This window comes from Bacillus taeanensis, assembly GCF_003318295.1.
GTDB classification, from domain to species: domain Bacteria; phylum Bacillota; class Bacilli; order Bacillales; family UBA6769; genus Maribacillus; species Maribacillus taeanensis.
The window spans coordinates 110,253-127,054 of record NZ_QOCW01000009.1 but is presented as its reverse complement, the minus strand read 5'-3'; the positions used below and the strand labels follow the sequence as shown (position 1 = coordinate 127,054).

General features: G+C 37.3%; 16 protein-coding genes. 9 read left to right on the top strand and 7 right to left on the bottom strand.

Annotated elements, in window-relative coordinates; translation table 11 throughout:
* The first annotated feature begins 100 nt into the window (after positions 1-100).
* The gene (locus tag DS031_RS10660; RefSeq protein ID WP_113806059.1) at positions 101-1,252 is read left to right on the top strand and encodes a glycoside hydrolase family 18 protein; all 1,152 of its coding nucleotides are present in this window, start codon (positions 101-103) and stop codon (positions 1,250-1,252) included.
* Positions 1,253-1,659: 407 nt separating this feature from the next.
* On the top strand, positions 1,660-2,145 hold the full coding sequence (locus tag DS031_RS10655) for a dihydrofolate reductase (RefSeq protein ID WP_113806058.1): 486 nt from the start codon (positions 1,660-1,662) through the stop codon (positions 2,143-2,145).
* Between the two features lie 138 nt (positions 2,146-2,283).
* Here the strand turns inward: DS031_RS10655 and DS031_RS10650 are convergent, their stop codons facing one another.
* On the bottom strand, positions 2,284-2,523 hold the full coding sequence (locus tag DS031_RS10650; protein ID WP_113806057.1) for a hypothetical protein: 240 nt from the start codon (positions 2,521-2,523) through the stop codon (positions 2,284-2,286).
* A 48-nt stretch (positions 2,524-2,571) separates the two neighbouring features.
* A complete protein-coding gene (locus tag DS031_RS10645; protein WP_181833103.1) occupies positions 2,572-2,829 on the bottom strand; it encodes a hypothetical protein in 258 nt (85 codons plus the stop codon).
* A 269-nt stretch (positions 2,830-3,098) separates the two neighbouring features.
* Between DS031_RS10645 and DS031_RS10640 the strand changes: the two genes are divergently transcribed.
* The gene (locus DS031_RS10640) at positions 3,099-4,271 is read left to right on the top strand and encodes a TraB/GumN family protein (protein WP_113806055.1); all 1,173 of its coding nucleotides are present in this window, start codon (positions 3,099-3,101) and stop codon (positions 4,269-4,271) included.
* Positions 4,272-4,371: 100 nt separating this feature from the next.
* Here the strand turns inward: DS031_RS10640 and DS031_RS10635 are convergent, their stop codons facing one another.
* The 3 genes from DS031_RS10635 to DS031_RS23630 all read right to left on the bottom strand — a co-directional run bounded on the left by DS031_RS10635 (position 4,372) and on the right by DS031_RS23630 (position 7,110).
* Positions 4,372-5,406, bottom strand: a complete 1,035-nt coding sequence (locus DS031_RS10635; RefSeq protein WP_113806054.1) for an NADH:flavin oxidoreductase/NADH oxidase — start codon at positions 5,404-5,406, stop codon at positions 4,372-4,374.
* 256 nt (positions 5,407-5,662) lie between these two features.
* Positions 5,663-6,643, bottom strand: a complete 981-nt coding sequence (locus DS031_RS10630; RefSeq protein ID WP_425451962.1) for an aldo/keto reductase — start codon at positions 6,641-6,643, stop codon at positions 5,663-5,665.
* Between the two features lie 323 nt (positions 6,644-6,966).
* Positions 6,967-7,110, bottom strand: a complete 144-nt coding sequence (locus DS031_RS23630; protein WP_181833102.1) for a hypothetical protein — start codon at positions 7,108-7,110, stop codon at positions 6,967-6,969.
* A gap of 172 nt (positions 7,111-7,282) precedes the next feature.
* On the opposite strand from DS031_RS23630, the gene DS031_RS10625 reads away from it, so the two are divergent.
* The 6 genes from DS031_RS10625 to DS031_RS10600 all read left to right on the top strand — a co-directional run bounded on the left by DS031_RS10625 (position 7,283) and on the right by DS031_RS10600 (position 14,851).
* A complete protein-coding gene (locus tag DS031_RS10625) occupies positions 7,283-7,759 on the top strand; it encodes a glutathione peroxidase (protein WP_113806053.1) in 477 nt (158 codons plus the stop codon).
* Between the two features lie 58 nt (positions 7,760-7,817).
* Positions 7,818-8,951 (top strand): cysteine desulfurase family protein, encoded by a 1,134-nt coding sequence (locus DS031_RS10620; RefSeq protein ID WP_342767240.1) that lies wholly within the window; start codon positions 7,818-7,820, stop codon positions 8,949-8,951.
* Between the two features lie 217 nt (positions 8,952-9,168).
* Positions 9,169-10,041: a KPN_02809 family neutral zinc metallopeptidase gene (gene ypfJ / locus DS031_RS10615; protein WP_113806051.1), complete on the top strand. Its 873-nt coding sequence runs from the start codon at positions 9,169-9,171 to the stop codon at positions 10,039-10,041.
* 203 nt (positions 10,042-10,244) lie between these two features.
* Positions 10,245-11,615, top strand: a complete 1,371-nt coding sequence (locus DS031_RS10610; protein WP_113806050.1) for a 3' terminal RNA ribose 2'-O-methyltransferase Hen1 — start codon at positions 10,245-10,247, stop codon at positions 11,613-11,615.
* The gene (locus DS031_RS10605) at positions 11,612-14,203 is read left to right on the top strand and encodes a polynucleotide kinase-phosphatase (protein WP_113806049.1); all 2,592 of its coding nucleotides are present in this window, start codon (positions 11,612-11,614) and stop codon (positions 14,201-14,203) included. Before DS031_RS10610 ends, DS031_RS10605 begins: the two co-directional genes overlap by 4 nt.
* A 156-nt stretch (positions 14,204-14,359) precedes the next feature.
* Positions 14,360-14,851 (top strand): CBO0543 family protein, encoded by a 492-nt coding sequence (locus DS031_RS10600; RefSeq protein ID WP_113806048.1) that lies wholly within the window; start codon positions 14,360-14,362, stop codon positions 14,849-14,851.
* 83 nt (positions 14,852-14,934) lie between these two features.
* On the opposite strand, the gene DS031_RS10595 is transcribed toward DS031_RS10600, so the two are convergent.
* Positions 14,935-16,359, bottom strand: a complete 1,425-nt coding sequence (locus DS031_RS10595; protein ID WP_113806047.1) for a DHA2 family efflux MFS transporter permease subunit — start codon at positions 16,357-16,359, stop codon at positions 14,935-14,937.
* A 205-nt stretch (positions 16,360-16,564) separates the two neighbouring features.
* Positions 16,565-16,744: a hypothetical protein gene (locus DS031_RS10590; RefSeq protein WP_113806046.1), complete on the bottom strand. Its 180-nt coding sequence runs from the start codon at positions 16,742-16,744 to the stop codon at positions 16,565-16,567.
* Between the last annotated feature and the right edge of the window lie 58 nt (positions 16,745-16,802).

Here is a 16,802-nt window from a genome sequence, read left to right as displayed (position 1 = left end):
ATAACCTTCTTTATTGGTGGTTAGGATTATATTACCATTACTCTCCCTTTCATTTTTTGTTACTATTTTAGAAGACTAAAAGTTTAAAGGGAGGCAAAAGATGAAAAAGCATACCCTTCTCCTTGCTGCTGTAGGATTTTTAATTTTTATAGGCGGCTTTTTTTCGAGAGTATACTTTTCTAATATACACGAGGAGCGTTCTAAAACAGCGAAATTTGCTCCAAAGTTAGAGAGAGCACCTCTGCCAAAACAAAAACCAAAGATCGAACAAGCACAGCAAAACGTGCTGATCGGTTATGTCCAGGATTTTCGTGATCCTGATTCAGTTGATTATTCGAAACTTACCCATGTCATTTTTTCGTTTGCGCATCCGACAAAAGACGGTCGTCTGCTGTTTCATGGTGAAACCGCTATGACGAATCTGCGTGGCATGATAGAAAAAGCCCATCAACAAAACAAAAAAGCAATACTGGCAGTAGGCGGCTGGTATCATATACAGGGCGGGGAATCGTATGAGTATTTCAAAGCAGCGATTTCTAATCCAACTTCTCGAACAACGCTTATTAATGAGCTCGTCGACATCACTGAACGTGAAGGTTTGGATGGAATCGATATTGATTTTGAACACCCGCGCTCAAAAGAAGATGCAGAAAATTTAGCGGCTTTCACAAAAACGTTAAGTGAAAAGCTTCACGCTAAAGATAAAGAGCTATCTGCGGCTGTTTATGCAAAAGTTCATAGTGTGACAGGAACAGAGATTACAGCAGTTGTATATGAACCAAACATGTTTCAGCATTTGGATTATGTTAACATTATGGCCTATGATGGTCAGTGGGATGGGGAGTATAATGCCGCAAATTTATCTCCTTATTCGTTCAGTGAAAATGTTGTGAACTACTGGAGTAACTTATTTGAGACACACGGTCTTTCTAAAGAAAAGCTTGTACTCGGCGTTCCTTTTTATGCACAGCCTGAAGATGTGTCAATCAAGCAGGTTTCTTATGCGGCCATTGTGAACAGCAGCCCGGAAAATGCAGAGCGGGATACGGTTAACATGAATGGAACAACTTATCATTATAACGGAATGACAACAATTCAAAAGAAAACAAAGCTTGCCCTTGAGCATGGCTTTGGCGGCATGATGCTGTGGGAAGCCGGGCATGATAGTTTAGGGCCTCATAGTTTAACTGGTGCGATTTTAGAAGTATTAGAGGAAGAAGGTAACAATCAAAAGCAATATACGAGACGATAAAATTAGATCTTTAAGATAAAAAAGCTATCGAGAAACTTCTCGATAGCTTTTTTATGTCCGTTGAATATAACGAGGAAACAATTGAACGAGCGGATCGCTTAGTTGTTTTTGCAGAACTTGTTGAAGTAGAAGATAAACAGGGCTGACATATGGAAATGTGATCAGCCTATTTTTTTGATTGTATGATGTTTTCCAAATATAAAAAATTTCACATACCGTATTTTAAAAATATGTATAAATATTAAAAATACAGGTACATCCTTCCTTTATTCAAGTGATTTTAGAATATGTAGAAGTTGTTTAAGGTTTGAGGTGCTTAGATTTTGTGAAGGTTATAAAAAGAGGATAAAATTTATTCAATATCCAATAATAGGCTTAGATATATTCTTCATGAAAGGGTGCTGCAAATGATTTCGTTTCTCGTTGCAATGGATCAAAACCGCGTTATTGGTAAGGACAATGCTTTGCCGTGGCGTTTGCCTGCCGATTTGAAGTTTTTTAAAGAAGTGACCATGGGCCACACAATTATTATGGGAAGAAAAACATATGAATCAATTGGCCGGCCTTTACCTGGTAGAGAAAATGTTGTGCTAACTAGAGATGAACATTATCAAGCTGAAGGCTGTACGATTCTTCATTCTATTTCTGCTGTTGCAGAGATAGAAAAGCAAACAGATAATGAATTAATCGTAATAGGCGGCGCTGAAATATTTAAACAAACCTTTTCAATCGCAGATCGTTTATACATCACTATTATTGAAGAGGAATTTGCAGGAGATACGTTTTTTCCGGAGTTTAATGAAGACGAGTGGGAATTTATTTCTAAGAAAAAAGGAATAAAAGATGAAAGAAATCCATATGATTATTACTTTTTAACGTACGAACGGAAGTAAGGGAAGGGCAGTTAAATGACTGACCGATGCAGCGCCATATTAAAAAGCATCTCACTTTACAAAAAAGGAGATGCTTTTTAAAAAGTATGTAGTATTTTTTCGTTGTTTCATATCTAACTTCTCCAATGTAGTTGTAGATTATATATCATCATTTCCCATTTTATATCTAAAATGAAGAAAATTAGCTTCTGAGAATGCTTTTCTAATAATTGCCCTAGCTTCTTGATGATCCCAAAAGAGAGCATCATGAATCGTAATAACTCCTGATTCTAATGCGTCCCCAACATCGATGATCTCTTGTTTTATTTCCTCATTCTCTTCAGATTGAAGCAGGAAATACATCGTATCTACTAATCTAACTATTCCAACTCTGTTCATTGTGTTTTCCTTCTTTCTTTAGCGCTGCCTTTTTTTATTGTGAGTAGGTTATGAACGTTCATTATTTTTTTCTTTTGCCAGTCTTAATGCTTCTTCTAAAAACTCAGCCTCAGAAATCTCGCCTTTTAGCTTCTTTCTGACAAGTTTGGTGTGATGTTCTTTAATTGTGAAACCATCGACTGCGAGTGAAAAGCGCGCCTTTCTAAGCAGATCCTCAATATATGTATCAAGAGATGTTTCGATTTCAGCCGGAGATAATCCTTGTTTTTTCCATTCTGCTATTTGTTTTGCCCACTTATTTTCCAAAGCTTCTCTCACCATTCCTTTTAATGGGGTTTTTATTGGCTTATTCATTGATACTTTAGCATAGCTCTACTTCTTCGTATATTTTTTGCTTGTTTTGTTTAGAAGCTCGTAATAAACAATTTAATTTTCACGTACCGTATTTTATTATAAAATAATATCATATGTAAAAGAATTAACTAACTTCTTATTATGATGAAATTTAGGTTAAAATTGGACAAGGGGAATGCGGATTTATATAATAAAAGTAACTTTAGTAAGGGACTGTTTTTATGTTGACAAAGGAAGCAAATATTACACGAATTCAGCTAGGTGAAAAAGAACTGATCCTTATCGGAACAGCACACATCTCGAAAAAAAGTGCTGAACAGGTGAAGCAGGTTATTGAGGAGGAGCGTCCTGATTCGGTTTGTATAGAATTAGATCAGCAGCGCTATCAATCTATTAAGAACGGCAATCAATGGCGAGACATGGATATTATTCAAGTATTAAAGGAAAAGAAAGGTTCGCTGCTTTTAATGAACCTTGCGATCTCTTCTTTTCAAAAACGGATGGCGAAACAGTTTGGCATTCAAGCGGGACAAGAAATGATTCAAGGAATTCAGTCAGCTGAGGAAATCGGCGCGAAGCTTGTTCTTGCTGACCGCAATATTCAAACAACCTTTTCGCGCATCTGGGGAAACATCGGTTTTACCGGTAAGGCAAAGCTGTTAATGTCGATTGTGTACAGTATCTTTAGTAATGAAAGTATTTCTGAACAAGAATTAGAAAAACTGAAATCACAAGATATGATTGACGGTATGCTGAAAGATATGACGGAGAATTTTCCAAGTTTAAAAGTGCCGCTAATTGATGAGCGTGATCAATATTTAGCACAGAAAATTAAAGAGGCACCAGGAAACAAAGTCGTCGCCGTATTAGGTGCTGCCCACGTTCCTGGGATTAAAGAGCAAATTAAGAAAGATCATGATCTTAAAAAGCTGACAAAACGTCCGCCTAAATCAAAAACACCAAAAATTATTGGTTGGACAATTCCATTCATTATCATCTCAATCATTGCTTATACGTTTATCGCAAATCCGGAAGCGGGGGCACAGCAGACGATCAGCTGGGTACTTTGGAATGGTTCGTTATCTGCGATAGGGGCAGCAGTGGCAATGGCTCATCCGCTCGCGATCTTAACAGCATTTGTGGCAGCGCCAATTACGTCTTTAAATCCTCTGCTTGCGGCGGGCTGGTTTGCTGGGTTTGCTCAAGCATATTTTCGCAGACCGAGTGTTGCTGATTTTGAATCATTAGCTGATGATGTAACAAATGTAAAAGGATTTTGGAGAAATAAAGTAACACGCGTTTTACTCGTCGTTTTACTTGCCAATATCGGAAGTTCGCTTGGGACGTTAATCGGCGGGGCGGATATTATTCGTTTATTCTTTGAGAATTTTTAATTTTACACGCGAAAAAGCTGTCTCGTTAGGAGAGGAATCCTATTACAAGACAGCTTTTTATTGTTTTAACGAATTGTATTATACGAACTTGGAAGGTGAATTAAGAATAGCCTAGTTCGTACTGTTTCGGCACGTACGTTGTTTCTTTCTCTTTTAATGCTATCGCGGCATGAGCTGCCCAGTATGGATCGCGAAGCATGCCTCGTCCAATTGCTGCCAAGTCTGCATCTTCATTTGCGATAACAGCTTGAGTGAGAGCGGGATCATCAAGAATTCCCACAGCTGCAACTGGTACATCCAGTGCTTCACGAATGCTGCGTGCGAACGGTACTTGGTAGCCAGGATAATTGCCAGGTTTTCTTTCGCCCGCTGGTCCTTCCCCACCAGAACTTACATGAAAGAGGTCGACACCGGCTGCTTGATAGGCTTTACATAAGTCAATTGTATGATCAATATCATAACCACCATCCACATATTCAACAGCTGAAATACGGAAAAAAAGCGGCATATCTTCAGGCATTTCTTTTTTTACAGCTTGAATGATGTCAACGCCAAACTTTGAAAGGTCTTTTCCATATTCATCTTCTCGTTTATTTGTAAGAGGAGAATGAAACTGGTGAATTAAATAGCCATGAGCGCCGTGAAGCTCAATCATATCCACTCCTGCCTGTACGGCGCGGCGAACGGCATCGGCAAAGAGTTGGATCATTTCTTTTACCTCTTCCGTTGTAAGCGCGCGTGGCACTTTATAGCGGTCCTCAGGGTACTTGACCGCTGATGGGGCCACAGGCTCTAGGGCGTCTTCTGCTTTTCTTCCAGCATGAGCGATTTGAATGCCAATTTTTGCTCCGTGAGAATGAACGCCATCAATAATTCTAGCGAAGGATGGGATATGATCGTCGGACCACAATCCTAAATCCAAATCGCTAATTCTACCATCAGGATCTACATCGGTCATTTCCATAATAATAAGTCCAGTTCCGCCGATTGCCCGGCTGAGGTAATGAACATAATGCCAATCGTTTGGTTTGCCATCTTTTTCAGTAACAGAATACTGACACATCGGAGCCATAACAACTCGATTTTTTAACTGCAGACCTTTTAAAGTATAGGGAGAAAAAAGTGATGTACTCATGACCAAACACTCCTATGTAAGTAATAAGTTCTTTAGTATCTTGCTAAGTGTTATGCATGCTAAAAGTATAAACTTGCTTTTTAGTCGATTTCAAATTATTCGCCTTGAAAAGAGTGAAGTAGAGAGGCGGAAGGACATTATCAAATTTAGAAAAACTGTTTTTTTATAAAAAGCGAAAAATGGTAAGTACACTGGAGAAAGATATGCTTACCATTTTCTTTTAGATTTTTTATCAGTCTTATGAAAAAGTAATCCATTAAGGTAGTGATACACCTCTAGAACTCACATATAAAGTATACCACTCGTCGCGGCTTAGTGTAACTTCAGAAGCTTCCGCACATGCTTTAATGCGTTTAGAATTTGTTGTTCCGATAATCGGTTGAATTGCTGCCGGATGTTTCATCAGCCATGCGAGTACAATCGCTTCTCTTGACGTTTGCTTTTGTTCTGCAAGTTCTGCGACAAGTGCAGCTGTTTTTTGAACACTTTCGCTTTCGTTTTCAATGTTTTTACCAGAATACAAGCCTTGTGCTAGAGAACCCCATGCTTGAATTTGAACGTTTTCTAATTGACAAAACTCTAACGTTCCTTCAGGGAAAATATTCTCACGAGAAGCGGCTTGGTTAACATGAACACCTGTATTAAGCCAGCCGGTATGTTTTAAACTCATTTCTAATTGGTTAATAATAAGTTTTTCACTGCAGTGCTGCTGTAGTAGGCGGATTTGACCGTGACTCATATTTGAAACACCAAAATAGCGAACTTTCCCAGACGCTTTTAGTTTATGAATCGCTTCTCCCACTTCCTCTGCGTCCATAAGCGCGTCAGGACGGTGAAGAAGGAGCGTATCTAAATAGTCAATTCCAAGTCTTGAAAGAATACCGTCAACACTATCTAATATATAGCTTTCAGAAAAATCATAGCGAGTTGGAAGGCCTGCTTTTTCATCTGCGAAACGAATGCCAAGCTTTGATTGGATAATCATTTCTTCACGCAGACTAGGTTTTTCCTTTAAGACTTCGCCAAAAACAGTTTCAGCTTTTCCAAATGCGTAAATGTCGGCATGATCAAACATATTAATGCCGGATGCGAGCGCTGTTTCCACCGCTTCGTGTGCTTCTTTAATATGTTCAGCTTCAATTGGGTTGCGGTTCCAGCCGCCGCCAAGACCCATGCATCCTAAAATAAGTTGATTTGCCATAACTCCGTGACGATTAATCGGTAACGTTTTCAAAATATGATCCTCTCCCAGTTTAGTAGATTTGTTTGTAGTTTCTTTTATAAAGTCTTTACGCTTATGTAAGTTCTCCAAGCAGATGATTAGAAGCTTGGTCTATTTCCAATATAACTTAAATTGAAAAGCTTTTCAAACAAGAGAAGTTATAAAAGTTTAATTGAAAATTGAAGCACACCAAAAAATAGAATTCGTTTTATATACTTTGTAGGAAACCTCCATTGAAAAAGCTTGGAAGCAGGAGCGTGTTTCAGCTGTGAAAACTAAAGAGTGGTAAGCTCCTTGAAGAGAAAGGTGCTTACCACTCTTCGTTTTCATCAGTTTATTTAATTATTTTTGTTATTCGGAATTCGATTGTTTTGGCTTCCATTTCCTCTAGTGAATTCTTTTTGACGAATTTCTTCGCCTTTTTCCATCGCCATTTTTTCAGACTTTGAGCGAATTTGACGACCGTCTGTTTGGTTTCCCATATCAATTCTCCTTTTATTCAAATTTTCTCGTATAGTGTTTGTTATCCAAAGAAAATTATGTGGGAATGGTATGTAAAAAGTAGGAGATCGAGCAGGAAAACTTTTATAACTTGCAGATAATGATACAATGAAAAACAATAAGATTGAAAAAGTATATAAAGGAGAGAGCATGATGAGCATTTATTCATTTTCTGCAAAATCGATCAATGGAGAAAACGTTTCGCTTGAACAATATAGAGGAAAAACAATCCTTATTGTAAACACAGCAAGTAAATGCGGTTTTACATCCCAATATAAAGGGCTTCAAACATTATATGAAAAATATCATCATGATAACTTTGTAGTGTTAGGATTTCCATGTGACCAATTTGGAAGTCAAGAGCCTGGAACAGAAGATGACATTAAACAATTTTGTAAGTTAAATTATGGTGTGTCATTTCCTATGTTTGCGAAAGTAGAAGTAAAAGGAGAGAATGCTCATCCGCTTTTTACCTATTTAACTGAAAAAGCAAGAGGAGTGCTTCATTCAAAAGCAATTAAGTGGAACTTCACGAAATTTTTAGTTAGTAAGGAAGGAGAAGTTGTAAAACGATTTGCTCCAAAAACTCCACCTGAGGAAATTGAAAGTGAAATTAAACACCTTCTTTAATTATTAACATAAATCTAGAAGAATAAATGTATAAACTAGGAAGAAATAGGAGAATGGAGTGACGAGGTTGACGCAAATTTATCTTGATTATAATGCAAGTACACCAATTGCTTCGGAAGTAAAGGAGACGATGAGACCGTTTTTAGATCATTATTTTGGCAATCCTTCTGCCCTGCATTTCGCGGGAGTGCCTGCCAAAAAAGCGGTAGAAGATGCAAGGACTCAGGCTGCTGATTTAATTGGAGCAAAGTCTCATGAAATTATTTTTACAAGCGGCGGCACAGAATCAAATAACCATGTGTTAAAAGGAATTTTTCAGCGCCATCAGCATAAAGGAAAGCATATTATTACAACAAAAATTGAACATCCTGCTATTATGAATCCATGTAAATATTTAGAAACGCTTGGCGCCGCGGTTACATACGTAGAGGTTGATCGCTTTGGTAGAGTGAACCCTCTTGATATTGAAGAAGTGATTACAGATGAGACAATTTTAATTTCGGTGATGCACGCAAACAATGAAGTAGGAACGATCCAGCCAATTGCTGAAATTGGTGAGATTGCGAGAAAGCACGAAGTATATTTTCATACCGATGCCGCTCAATCAGTCGGAAAGGTCCCGATTGATGTAGAAAAACTCCAGGTTGATTTTCTAACGATCGCCGGACATAAATTGTATGCGCCAAAGGGAATTGGTGCTTTATATATGCGCGATGGAGTAGATATCGAACCATTTATGCACGGAGCCGGCCATGAAGGCGGGAGAAGAGCAGGAACAGAAAATGTTTTGCTTGCCGTCGGATTAGGAAAAGCGTGCCAGCTCGCTGCTGAAAAGCTAGCGGAAAACAAAAAGATAGAAAAGCTGCGAAACTATTTTTGGGGTGAACTGAAGGACCACTTTCATGATAACCTTTCTTTAAACGGTCATCCCGAACAGCGCCTTCCAAATACGTTAAGCGTTAACTTTCATCATAAAACAGGACAAGATATTTTAACGGAAATCCCAGAAATCGCTGCTTCAACTGGATCTGCGTGTCATGCTGGACAGGTGACACTCTCTGCGGTTTTAAAGGCGATGAATGTAAAAGAAGAAATTGGCTGCGGAGCGGTTCGCTTCAGCCTTGGACGAGATACAACGATTGAAGAAATTAATAATGCGCTCTCTTTATTAAAGAACGCGGTCGTTTATTAAAAGAAGTACTGGTTCTTAAATCATTAGCAGCTAAATCTAACTTACTTTCAATTTTTTTATCGAGCACGTCAAGTTGAAATTTATTCTAACTTGGCGTGCTTTTTATTTTTTAAGTTTAAGATTCGCGCTTTAATTTTAAATATTTTTTCTAATAAAGGGTATACACTAATGAAATACAACTAATTTAGGAAGCGGTTTATAATGGGAGGCTTTGTTCATGAAATGGAAAGGAAGAAGAGCAAGCACAAACGTTGAAGATCGGAGAGGCCGAGGAGGAAAAACGCTTGTTGGCGGTGGAATTGGCGGGTTAGTGATTGTTGTAATCGTCATGCTTCTTGGCGGAGATCCAACTGATCTTTTAAACAATACGGCAGATGTAAATCCAGACTCAGCCGTTCCTTATGAAGAAACAGAAGCGGATCGTGAGCTTGCGGAATTTGTTTCTGTCGTTCTTGCCGATACAGAGGACGTTTGGACAGACATATTCAATGAAAATGGATTGGATTATAAAGAGCCAACGCTTGTGTTGTATACAGATAGCGTTCAGTCTGCATGCGGATTATCAAGTTCAGCTGTAGGACCGTTTTACTGCCCCGGCGATCAAAAGCTGTATATTGATCTTAACTTTTATAATGAACTGCAGAATCAGTTTCAAGCACCAGGAGACTTTGCGATGGCCTATGTGATTGCCCATGAAGTTGGACATCATGTGCAAACACTGTTAGGCACGAGTGATGAGACTATGCCGCTTCGTCAGCAGCTTAGTGAAGAAGAGTTTAATAAATATCTTGTCCGTTTTGAACTGCAGGCTGACTATTATGCAGGTGTGTGGGCGCACCATGCCGAAAATATGAATGTACTTGAAGAAGGCGATCTTGAAGAAGCATTAAATGCCGCAAGCGCTGTAGGTGATGATACTATCCAAAAAAAGGCGCAGGGATATGTTGTGCCGGAAACCTTCACACACGGCACTTCGGAACAGAGAAAGAAATGGTTTTATAAAGGCTTTGAAACTGGAACGATCGCTGGAGGAGATACATTTGAAGCAGTAAGTTTTAGCGAGAACAGAAAAGTAGCGCTCTTAAATTAAGAAAATGCTTTTAAATTGAACTGCTCATTTTTGCATGTTAAGAAATTAAAAAGCAGCTGTTATTTTAGCCGAGCTAATCTAGCAGCTGTTGTTTTATTTTCTTTGTAGTTTTCAGCTTTTCTTAAAATTCACCAATCGCTTCTTCTTATGATATATTTAGTTTAAATCATTTTGTTAATTTCTTCTAAGAAAGAAGGGATAGTATGCAGTTAACAATTAGTGCTTCTGGCAACAATGTCAAAGCGATTTCTTATTTGTTGGCTAAAAATCCAAATAACCTTTATGAGAGAAGCCATAAAGGCCATCTCATAAGACTTTTTTATAATAAATTTACCGATTCAGAGCTCAAAGTAACGATATTTGTCACCCCAGATTCTTTAGAGTTGGTAAAAAAAAATTCCAATACATACGATATTACGCATTATATTAATGATCGAGAATTTGCAGTAAGCAGTATTTTTTGTTCTCTTATTCGTTCAGCTCTAGGCACGGCATTAAATGGACAGCCAAAAGAAGAATATGAAAAGTGGGTAAATCATGTTTTTTCATTTACATTTAGTTTTGGTCCAATTGTTTCAAAGCTTTCTGATGGACAAATAAAAAACCTTTTTGAGCCGCTCGGATATGAAGTATTGATTTCTCGGGGCGAAGCTGATTACAGTTTTTCTGTTAAATCGAAAAGCACGGCAAGATATCTTTCCTTAAAAGGAGAAACAACGTTACAAACCGGCTTACGACAGCTTTTTGTGTTAATTCCTGTTTTAGATAACTACAAGCATTATTATATTGATGAAAAAGAAATTGAAAAACTTGAACGATATGGACAAGGCTGGTTAGAAGATCATCCACAAAAAGAATTCATCGTGCGCCAGGCTCTTCGGTTTAAAGACGTATATAACAGCACACAAAAAGATACAAAAAGTAAGAACGAAATCGAACAAGATTATGAAGAAGCAGCCGTTAAAGTTCGTTTAAATGATTTACGATATGAAAAGATTATCGATACAATACAAAAAATAGAGCCTAGAGAAAGTGTTGTGGACTTTGGTTCTGGTGAAGGAAAGCTCTCAGCTCGTTTAGGATTTATAAGTGGTGTAAAAGAAATACTAGCAGTCGAGCCTTCAGAAATTGCCGCAATTCGTGCTTTAAAGCGTTTTGAAAAAGCGAAATATCAAGAAGGGTTTTTGTCGCCAACACCAATGTGGGGATCGCTTTTTTATTATGATGAAACGTTTAAAAATAAAGATATTATCATTTTATGTGAAGTGATTGAGCATATTGATGAAGATCGTCTTCCAAAAATTATGGATACCATTTTTAGTGACTATAAGCCAGCTGTGTTAATTGTAACAACGCCTAATAAAGAATATAACGCTGTGTATGAAATGGAAGAAGCGCTTCGTCATAATGACCATCGGTTTGAATGGAATCGTGAACAATTTCAAACATGGTGTCACGATCGAAGTCAGCATTATCCGTATGAACTGATCTTTGCAGGTATCGGTGAGGAACATGAGCAATACGGATGTCCTACCCAAATGTGTACGTTTATAAGAAAAGAGGTGAATAAATGAACATTGCATTGCCATACGCAGGAATTGTCCTACTTGTTGGTCCGTCGAACAGCGGTAAATCGACATTGTTAAAAAAATTAATCCAACAAAACAAAATAAGAGCTTCTGAAGTTGTTAGCTCTGACGATTTTCGCATATTAGTAAGTGATATTGAATTTATTGATTGGCGTGACAAACCAAAAGAGGAATCAGACAATCTATTTGATGAATATGCAGAGATTTCTAAAGAAGCATTTAGGATAATGGATAAGATCATTGAAGCAAGGTGCCGCTTAAATAAATTAACGTTTATTGATGCCACACACCTTCAGCCTGATGATCGAAAAAGGTATATTGCACTCGCAAGAAAAAATCATGTGCCAATTATTGCACTTGTAATGGATATTCCTCAAGACATCCTGCTTGAAAGAGATGAAAGAAGGAATCATCCGCGAGGAAAACGGCGTATTAAACAGCAATTTCAAGTGTTTAAAAGAGAAAAGCGATTTATAAAAAAAGAAGGATATAAAGCTGTCTATTTTATAAGTGAACCAAACGAGATCGAGCTTATAAGACGAAGCAATCTCCTAGAAATCGCTATAGAAGACGGAATTGACATTATAGGAGATATTCACGGTTGTTATGATGAAATGATTTCTTTATTAGAAAAATTAGGATATGAAAAAAATGAAGAAGACTATTATATTCACCCAGAAGGAAGAAAATTTCTTTCAATTGGTGACATTATGAGCCGCGGTCCTCATTCTCTTAAAACGATGTTATTTTTCTTTCGTCATGTTCAACAGAACCTTGCATATATGATCGACAGCAACCACGGCTGGAAAATTGCACGCTGGTTAGGTGGAAGAAATGTAACATTAGCTCATGGCGATGAAAAAGTGGAAGAAGATTTTAAACGCTATGAAGAAGAGTTTGGAGCAGAACAAACAGAAGAAATAAAAAAGGCATTAAAAGAGTTTCTTTTAAAAGCGCCTTCTCATTATGTGTTTAAAAAGAATGGTGTTTCAACGTTGGTTTGTACGCATGCTGGAATTAAAGACGAATATATTGGAAAACAATCTCATGAAATTAGTGATTTTTGCCGTTATGGCGATACTGACGGTTTTGATCAAAACGGGAAGCCGAATCGAAAAGATTGGTTTGTTCATCATAAAACGAATACGCTTATCATTTGGGGACATGATCCAAAGCCGCAGCCGCTTTTAATAAACAGCACAATTAACATTGATCAGGGCGTTGTGTTTGGCGGCAAGTTAACTGCTTTTCGTTATCCAGAAAAACAATTATTTTCTGTGAAGGCACTTAACGATTATTCAGAGTTTGCTGATAATCCATTAAAGAAGTGGGAAGAGCAGCGATTAGCGTCGCCAAATATTAATAAATTTATTAACGGTTATTCTGTGTTAACGGAATACGGAGGGGAAATCACTCTTTATCAAGAACATGTAAAACCAGCAATTGATACGATTTCACATTTTACCATTCCAATTGAACAGCTAATTTATATTCCGCCAACGATGAGTCCAACTCCTCATACGTCTTCTTATGAAGATTATCTTGAGCATCCAAAAGAGGCAATTGATTATTATAGAAGCCAGGGAATACAGATGATGATTGCCGAGAAAAAACATATGGGCAGCAGAGCGATTTTATTTTTATTTAAAAATGAAGCTTCTGCTAAAAAATTCATTGGAATTGAAACGTTAGGTGTGATTTATACAAGAACAGGAAGACGTTTCTTTAACGTTGAAACAAAAAAAGAAATCGTTCTAAAAATCAATAAAGAGCTTCAGGAAAAACGCTATTTCGAAAAATATGATACAGAATATGTTCTAATGGATGCTGAAATTATGCCGTGGAATTTAAAAGCAAAAGAGCTTATCAGTTCTCAGTATGCTCATGTTTCAGAAAATGCAATTTTAGATCGCAGGAAATTAACGCACAAAATCGCTACTGCAGCTGAAGAGAATGAACAATTAAAAATATGGCTCAAGGAGTACGAACAAAAATTAGAAAATGCCGAGATATTTAAAGAAGTATTCCAAAAATACTGTTGGGATATTAAAGATAATAATGATATTCAAATTGCTCCATTTCATATACTGGCTCATAGTAATGAAACGCTTTTTCATAAGCCGCACGTTTGGCATATGGAAATGAACAGAGAGCTTTCTAAGCGTTCAAGCTTGTTTGTAGAAACGGAATATAAAATGATTCGTGATGGAGATAGTGAAGAAGAAGTCATTTCATGGTGGGAAGAGATCACACGTGACGGCCATGAAGGAATTGTTATGAAGCCTGAAACGTTTATTGCCCGCAATAAAGGCAAGCTTATCCAGCCTGCAATAAAGGTAAGAGGCCGCAAATATCTTCACATAATTTACGGCATGGATTATTTACTTCCTGAAAATCTTGTACGATTAAAGAACCGAAACACCGGCAAAAAACAAAAACTCGCATTACGAGAATTTGCCTTAGGGGTAGAGGGAATAAAAAGGTTTGTCAACGGGGAATCGATTGAAAGAGTTCATGAATGTGTACTCGCCGTTTTAGCAATGGAATCTGATTCGGTTGATCCAAGATTATAATAAAAAGAGGTAGTTTCAATTGGAGCTGCCTCTTTATTTGTAAGAGAAGCTGTTTTATATAAAACTGATCAATAACAAAATTCAATAACATCAGAATGTTTTACATATTATTACAAATTTATGACATGCTATTAAAAAACGCTTAGGAGCAAAAATATGCATGTAGTTACTGTCTTCGGTTTAGTCTTCGCAGCATGGAAATGGGGGGACTGGAAAAATATAAGAAACATGCTGCCAACAATATGGTATGTGGTAAGCATGAACTTATTATATCATTTAATAATTGGTGATTATTGGCTTTGGAAATATAACTCTTCCTGGCTTTCGCTAAAAACAATTAATCTTATCCAAACTTTTATTGTATTACCTTCCGTTACTTTTTTGTTTATTAGTCACTTTCCTCATAAATTAAAAAGCAGACTCTTTTATATAGCGGTTTGGATTGTTGGTTCATGTTTATGGTCCGTTCTTTTTTGGAAAACAGGACGATTAAGTTTTCATAATGGATATGAGTGTTGGATGGATTTTCCTTTTTATGTACTTATGTATGGTTTCATTGCTCTTCATGAAAGACATCCACTTCTTGTTTATCTTGCTTCCATTATTGTAGTAACCTGTTATATCTTAATATTCGGTGTGCCGTGGTAATTAGAAGAACATTTTTTATGAACATTTTCAACAAAATAGCAGTAAAAAAGCTCAGGAAGAACCTAAGCTTTTTTACTGCTTGTTTAAACCGCATCTGATTGCTGTTGTTCAGGTTCTTTTTCCGACGTTTTGCTGTTTTTAATGGAAAAAGAAATCAGTAAGCCTACTAACGATACAATAGAAAGAACGATAAAGGCGATATTCACGCCATGCATATCTGGATAAGGAATATCTGGCTGTCCTTTTGCGCTTTCGGTTGTTGTTGTCATGACGGTCACGAGAATAGCTGTACCAACTGATGCGGCGATCATTTTCATTGTATTATCCATAGCTGCGCCGTGAGGAATCAATCGTGACGGCAGCTGATTTAATGCAGCTGTTGAGACCGGCATCATGACCATTGATAAACCGAGCATCCGCAGCCCATACATCATTGTAATAAATGTAAAAGATGTTTCGGGTCCTAAATTCGTAAACGCAAATGATGCCCCTGTAATAATAGTTAACCCGCTAATAACGAGCCATCTTGCACCGATTTTATCAAATATCCGTCCTGTAATAGGAGACATCAAGCCGGTAATAAGGGCGCCTGGTAAAATGGCAAGACCTGCTTCAAACGCTGTAAATTCACGCATGTTTTGCATAAATAGTGGAATAAGTGTTTCTGCGCCAATTAATCCCATAAAGGTAATCATCCCAATAAGAACAGCCTGCGGAAAAATAGCATACTTAAATACTCGAAATTCAAGCATGGGAATTTCCATTTGTATTTGTCTTATGATAAACAAAATAAGGGCGAAAATACCGATCCCAAGAGAGAGAATTGTATTCGTATCAAACCATCCATAATTGCCGGCGGCTGTAAATCCATAAAGCAATCCACCAAACCCAAATGAAGATAAAATAATGGAAGGAATATCTACTTTTGGTTTTGTAACTTCTGTTACATTTTTTAAAGCAAAGTAAGCAATAAGAAGATCAATAAGTGCAATCGGTAAAATAATGAAAAATAAAAGTCTCCATGAGTAATGCTCTGTTACCCAGCCGGATAAAGCTGGACCAATCGCGGGGGCAAATGAAATAACAAGACCGATTAATCCCATTGCTGCGCCTCGTTTATGAATAGGGAAAATCATTAAAAATACTGTCTGCATTAAGGGAAGCATTACACCGGCTCCACTTGATTGAATCATTCTTCCGAGTAAGAGCGTTTCAAAATTTGGTGCGATTCCGGCAACTAATGTACCAAAAGCAAAAATGCCCATCGCTGACATAAAAAGCTGCCTCGTTGTAAAGCGCTGCAGCAAAAAGGCACTTACAGGAATCATAATTCCATTGACAAGCATAAATACAGTCGTAAGCCACTGTGCGCTGTTTGCGGTAATATTCATTTCCTTCATTACTGGTGGAATCGCTGTAATCATCAGTGTTTGATTTAAGATTGCGATAAAAGTTCCTGCAAGCAGAAGTGTGACAATTGTAGACCGCTTATAAGTTGATGGTTCCATTTTCTGTTTCTCCAATCCGTTTTCAATTTCTTACCCCAGAATAGCTTACACTATCTTACAATATTAAGCTATTGAATTGCTCTAAGATTTTCATATTGAATAACCTATAATAAATGGATTAATTTTATAACCAAAAGAATGTTAAGGGAGCATTAATAAAACAGCTGACAGGATGAGTTTCTCTAACCTGTCAGCTGTTTATTTTTTAGTGAAGACCCTTATTTTTTTCTAATACATTTTCAACAAATTCGGTAATCACAATATCTGCTTGTTCACTTTGCAGGGCATCAGCTAAAATTTGTTCTGCTTGCTGTTGTTCCTTAATGTCGTATTCGTTCATAATACCTTTTACATAATACTGTAAGATTCCATCTAAATTTTCCAACCTTCAACACTCCTTATAAGTTCAAGTCCTTATTATGAAGTTTACCCAGAATTTTAAT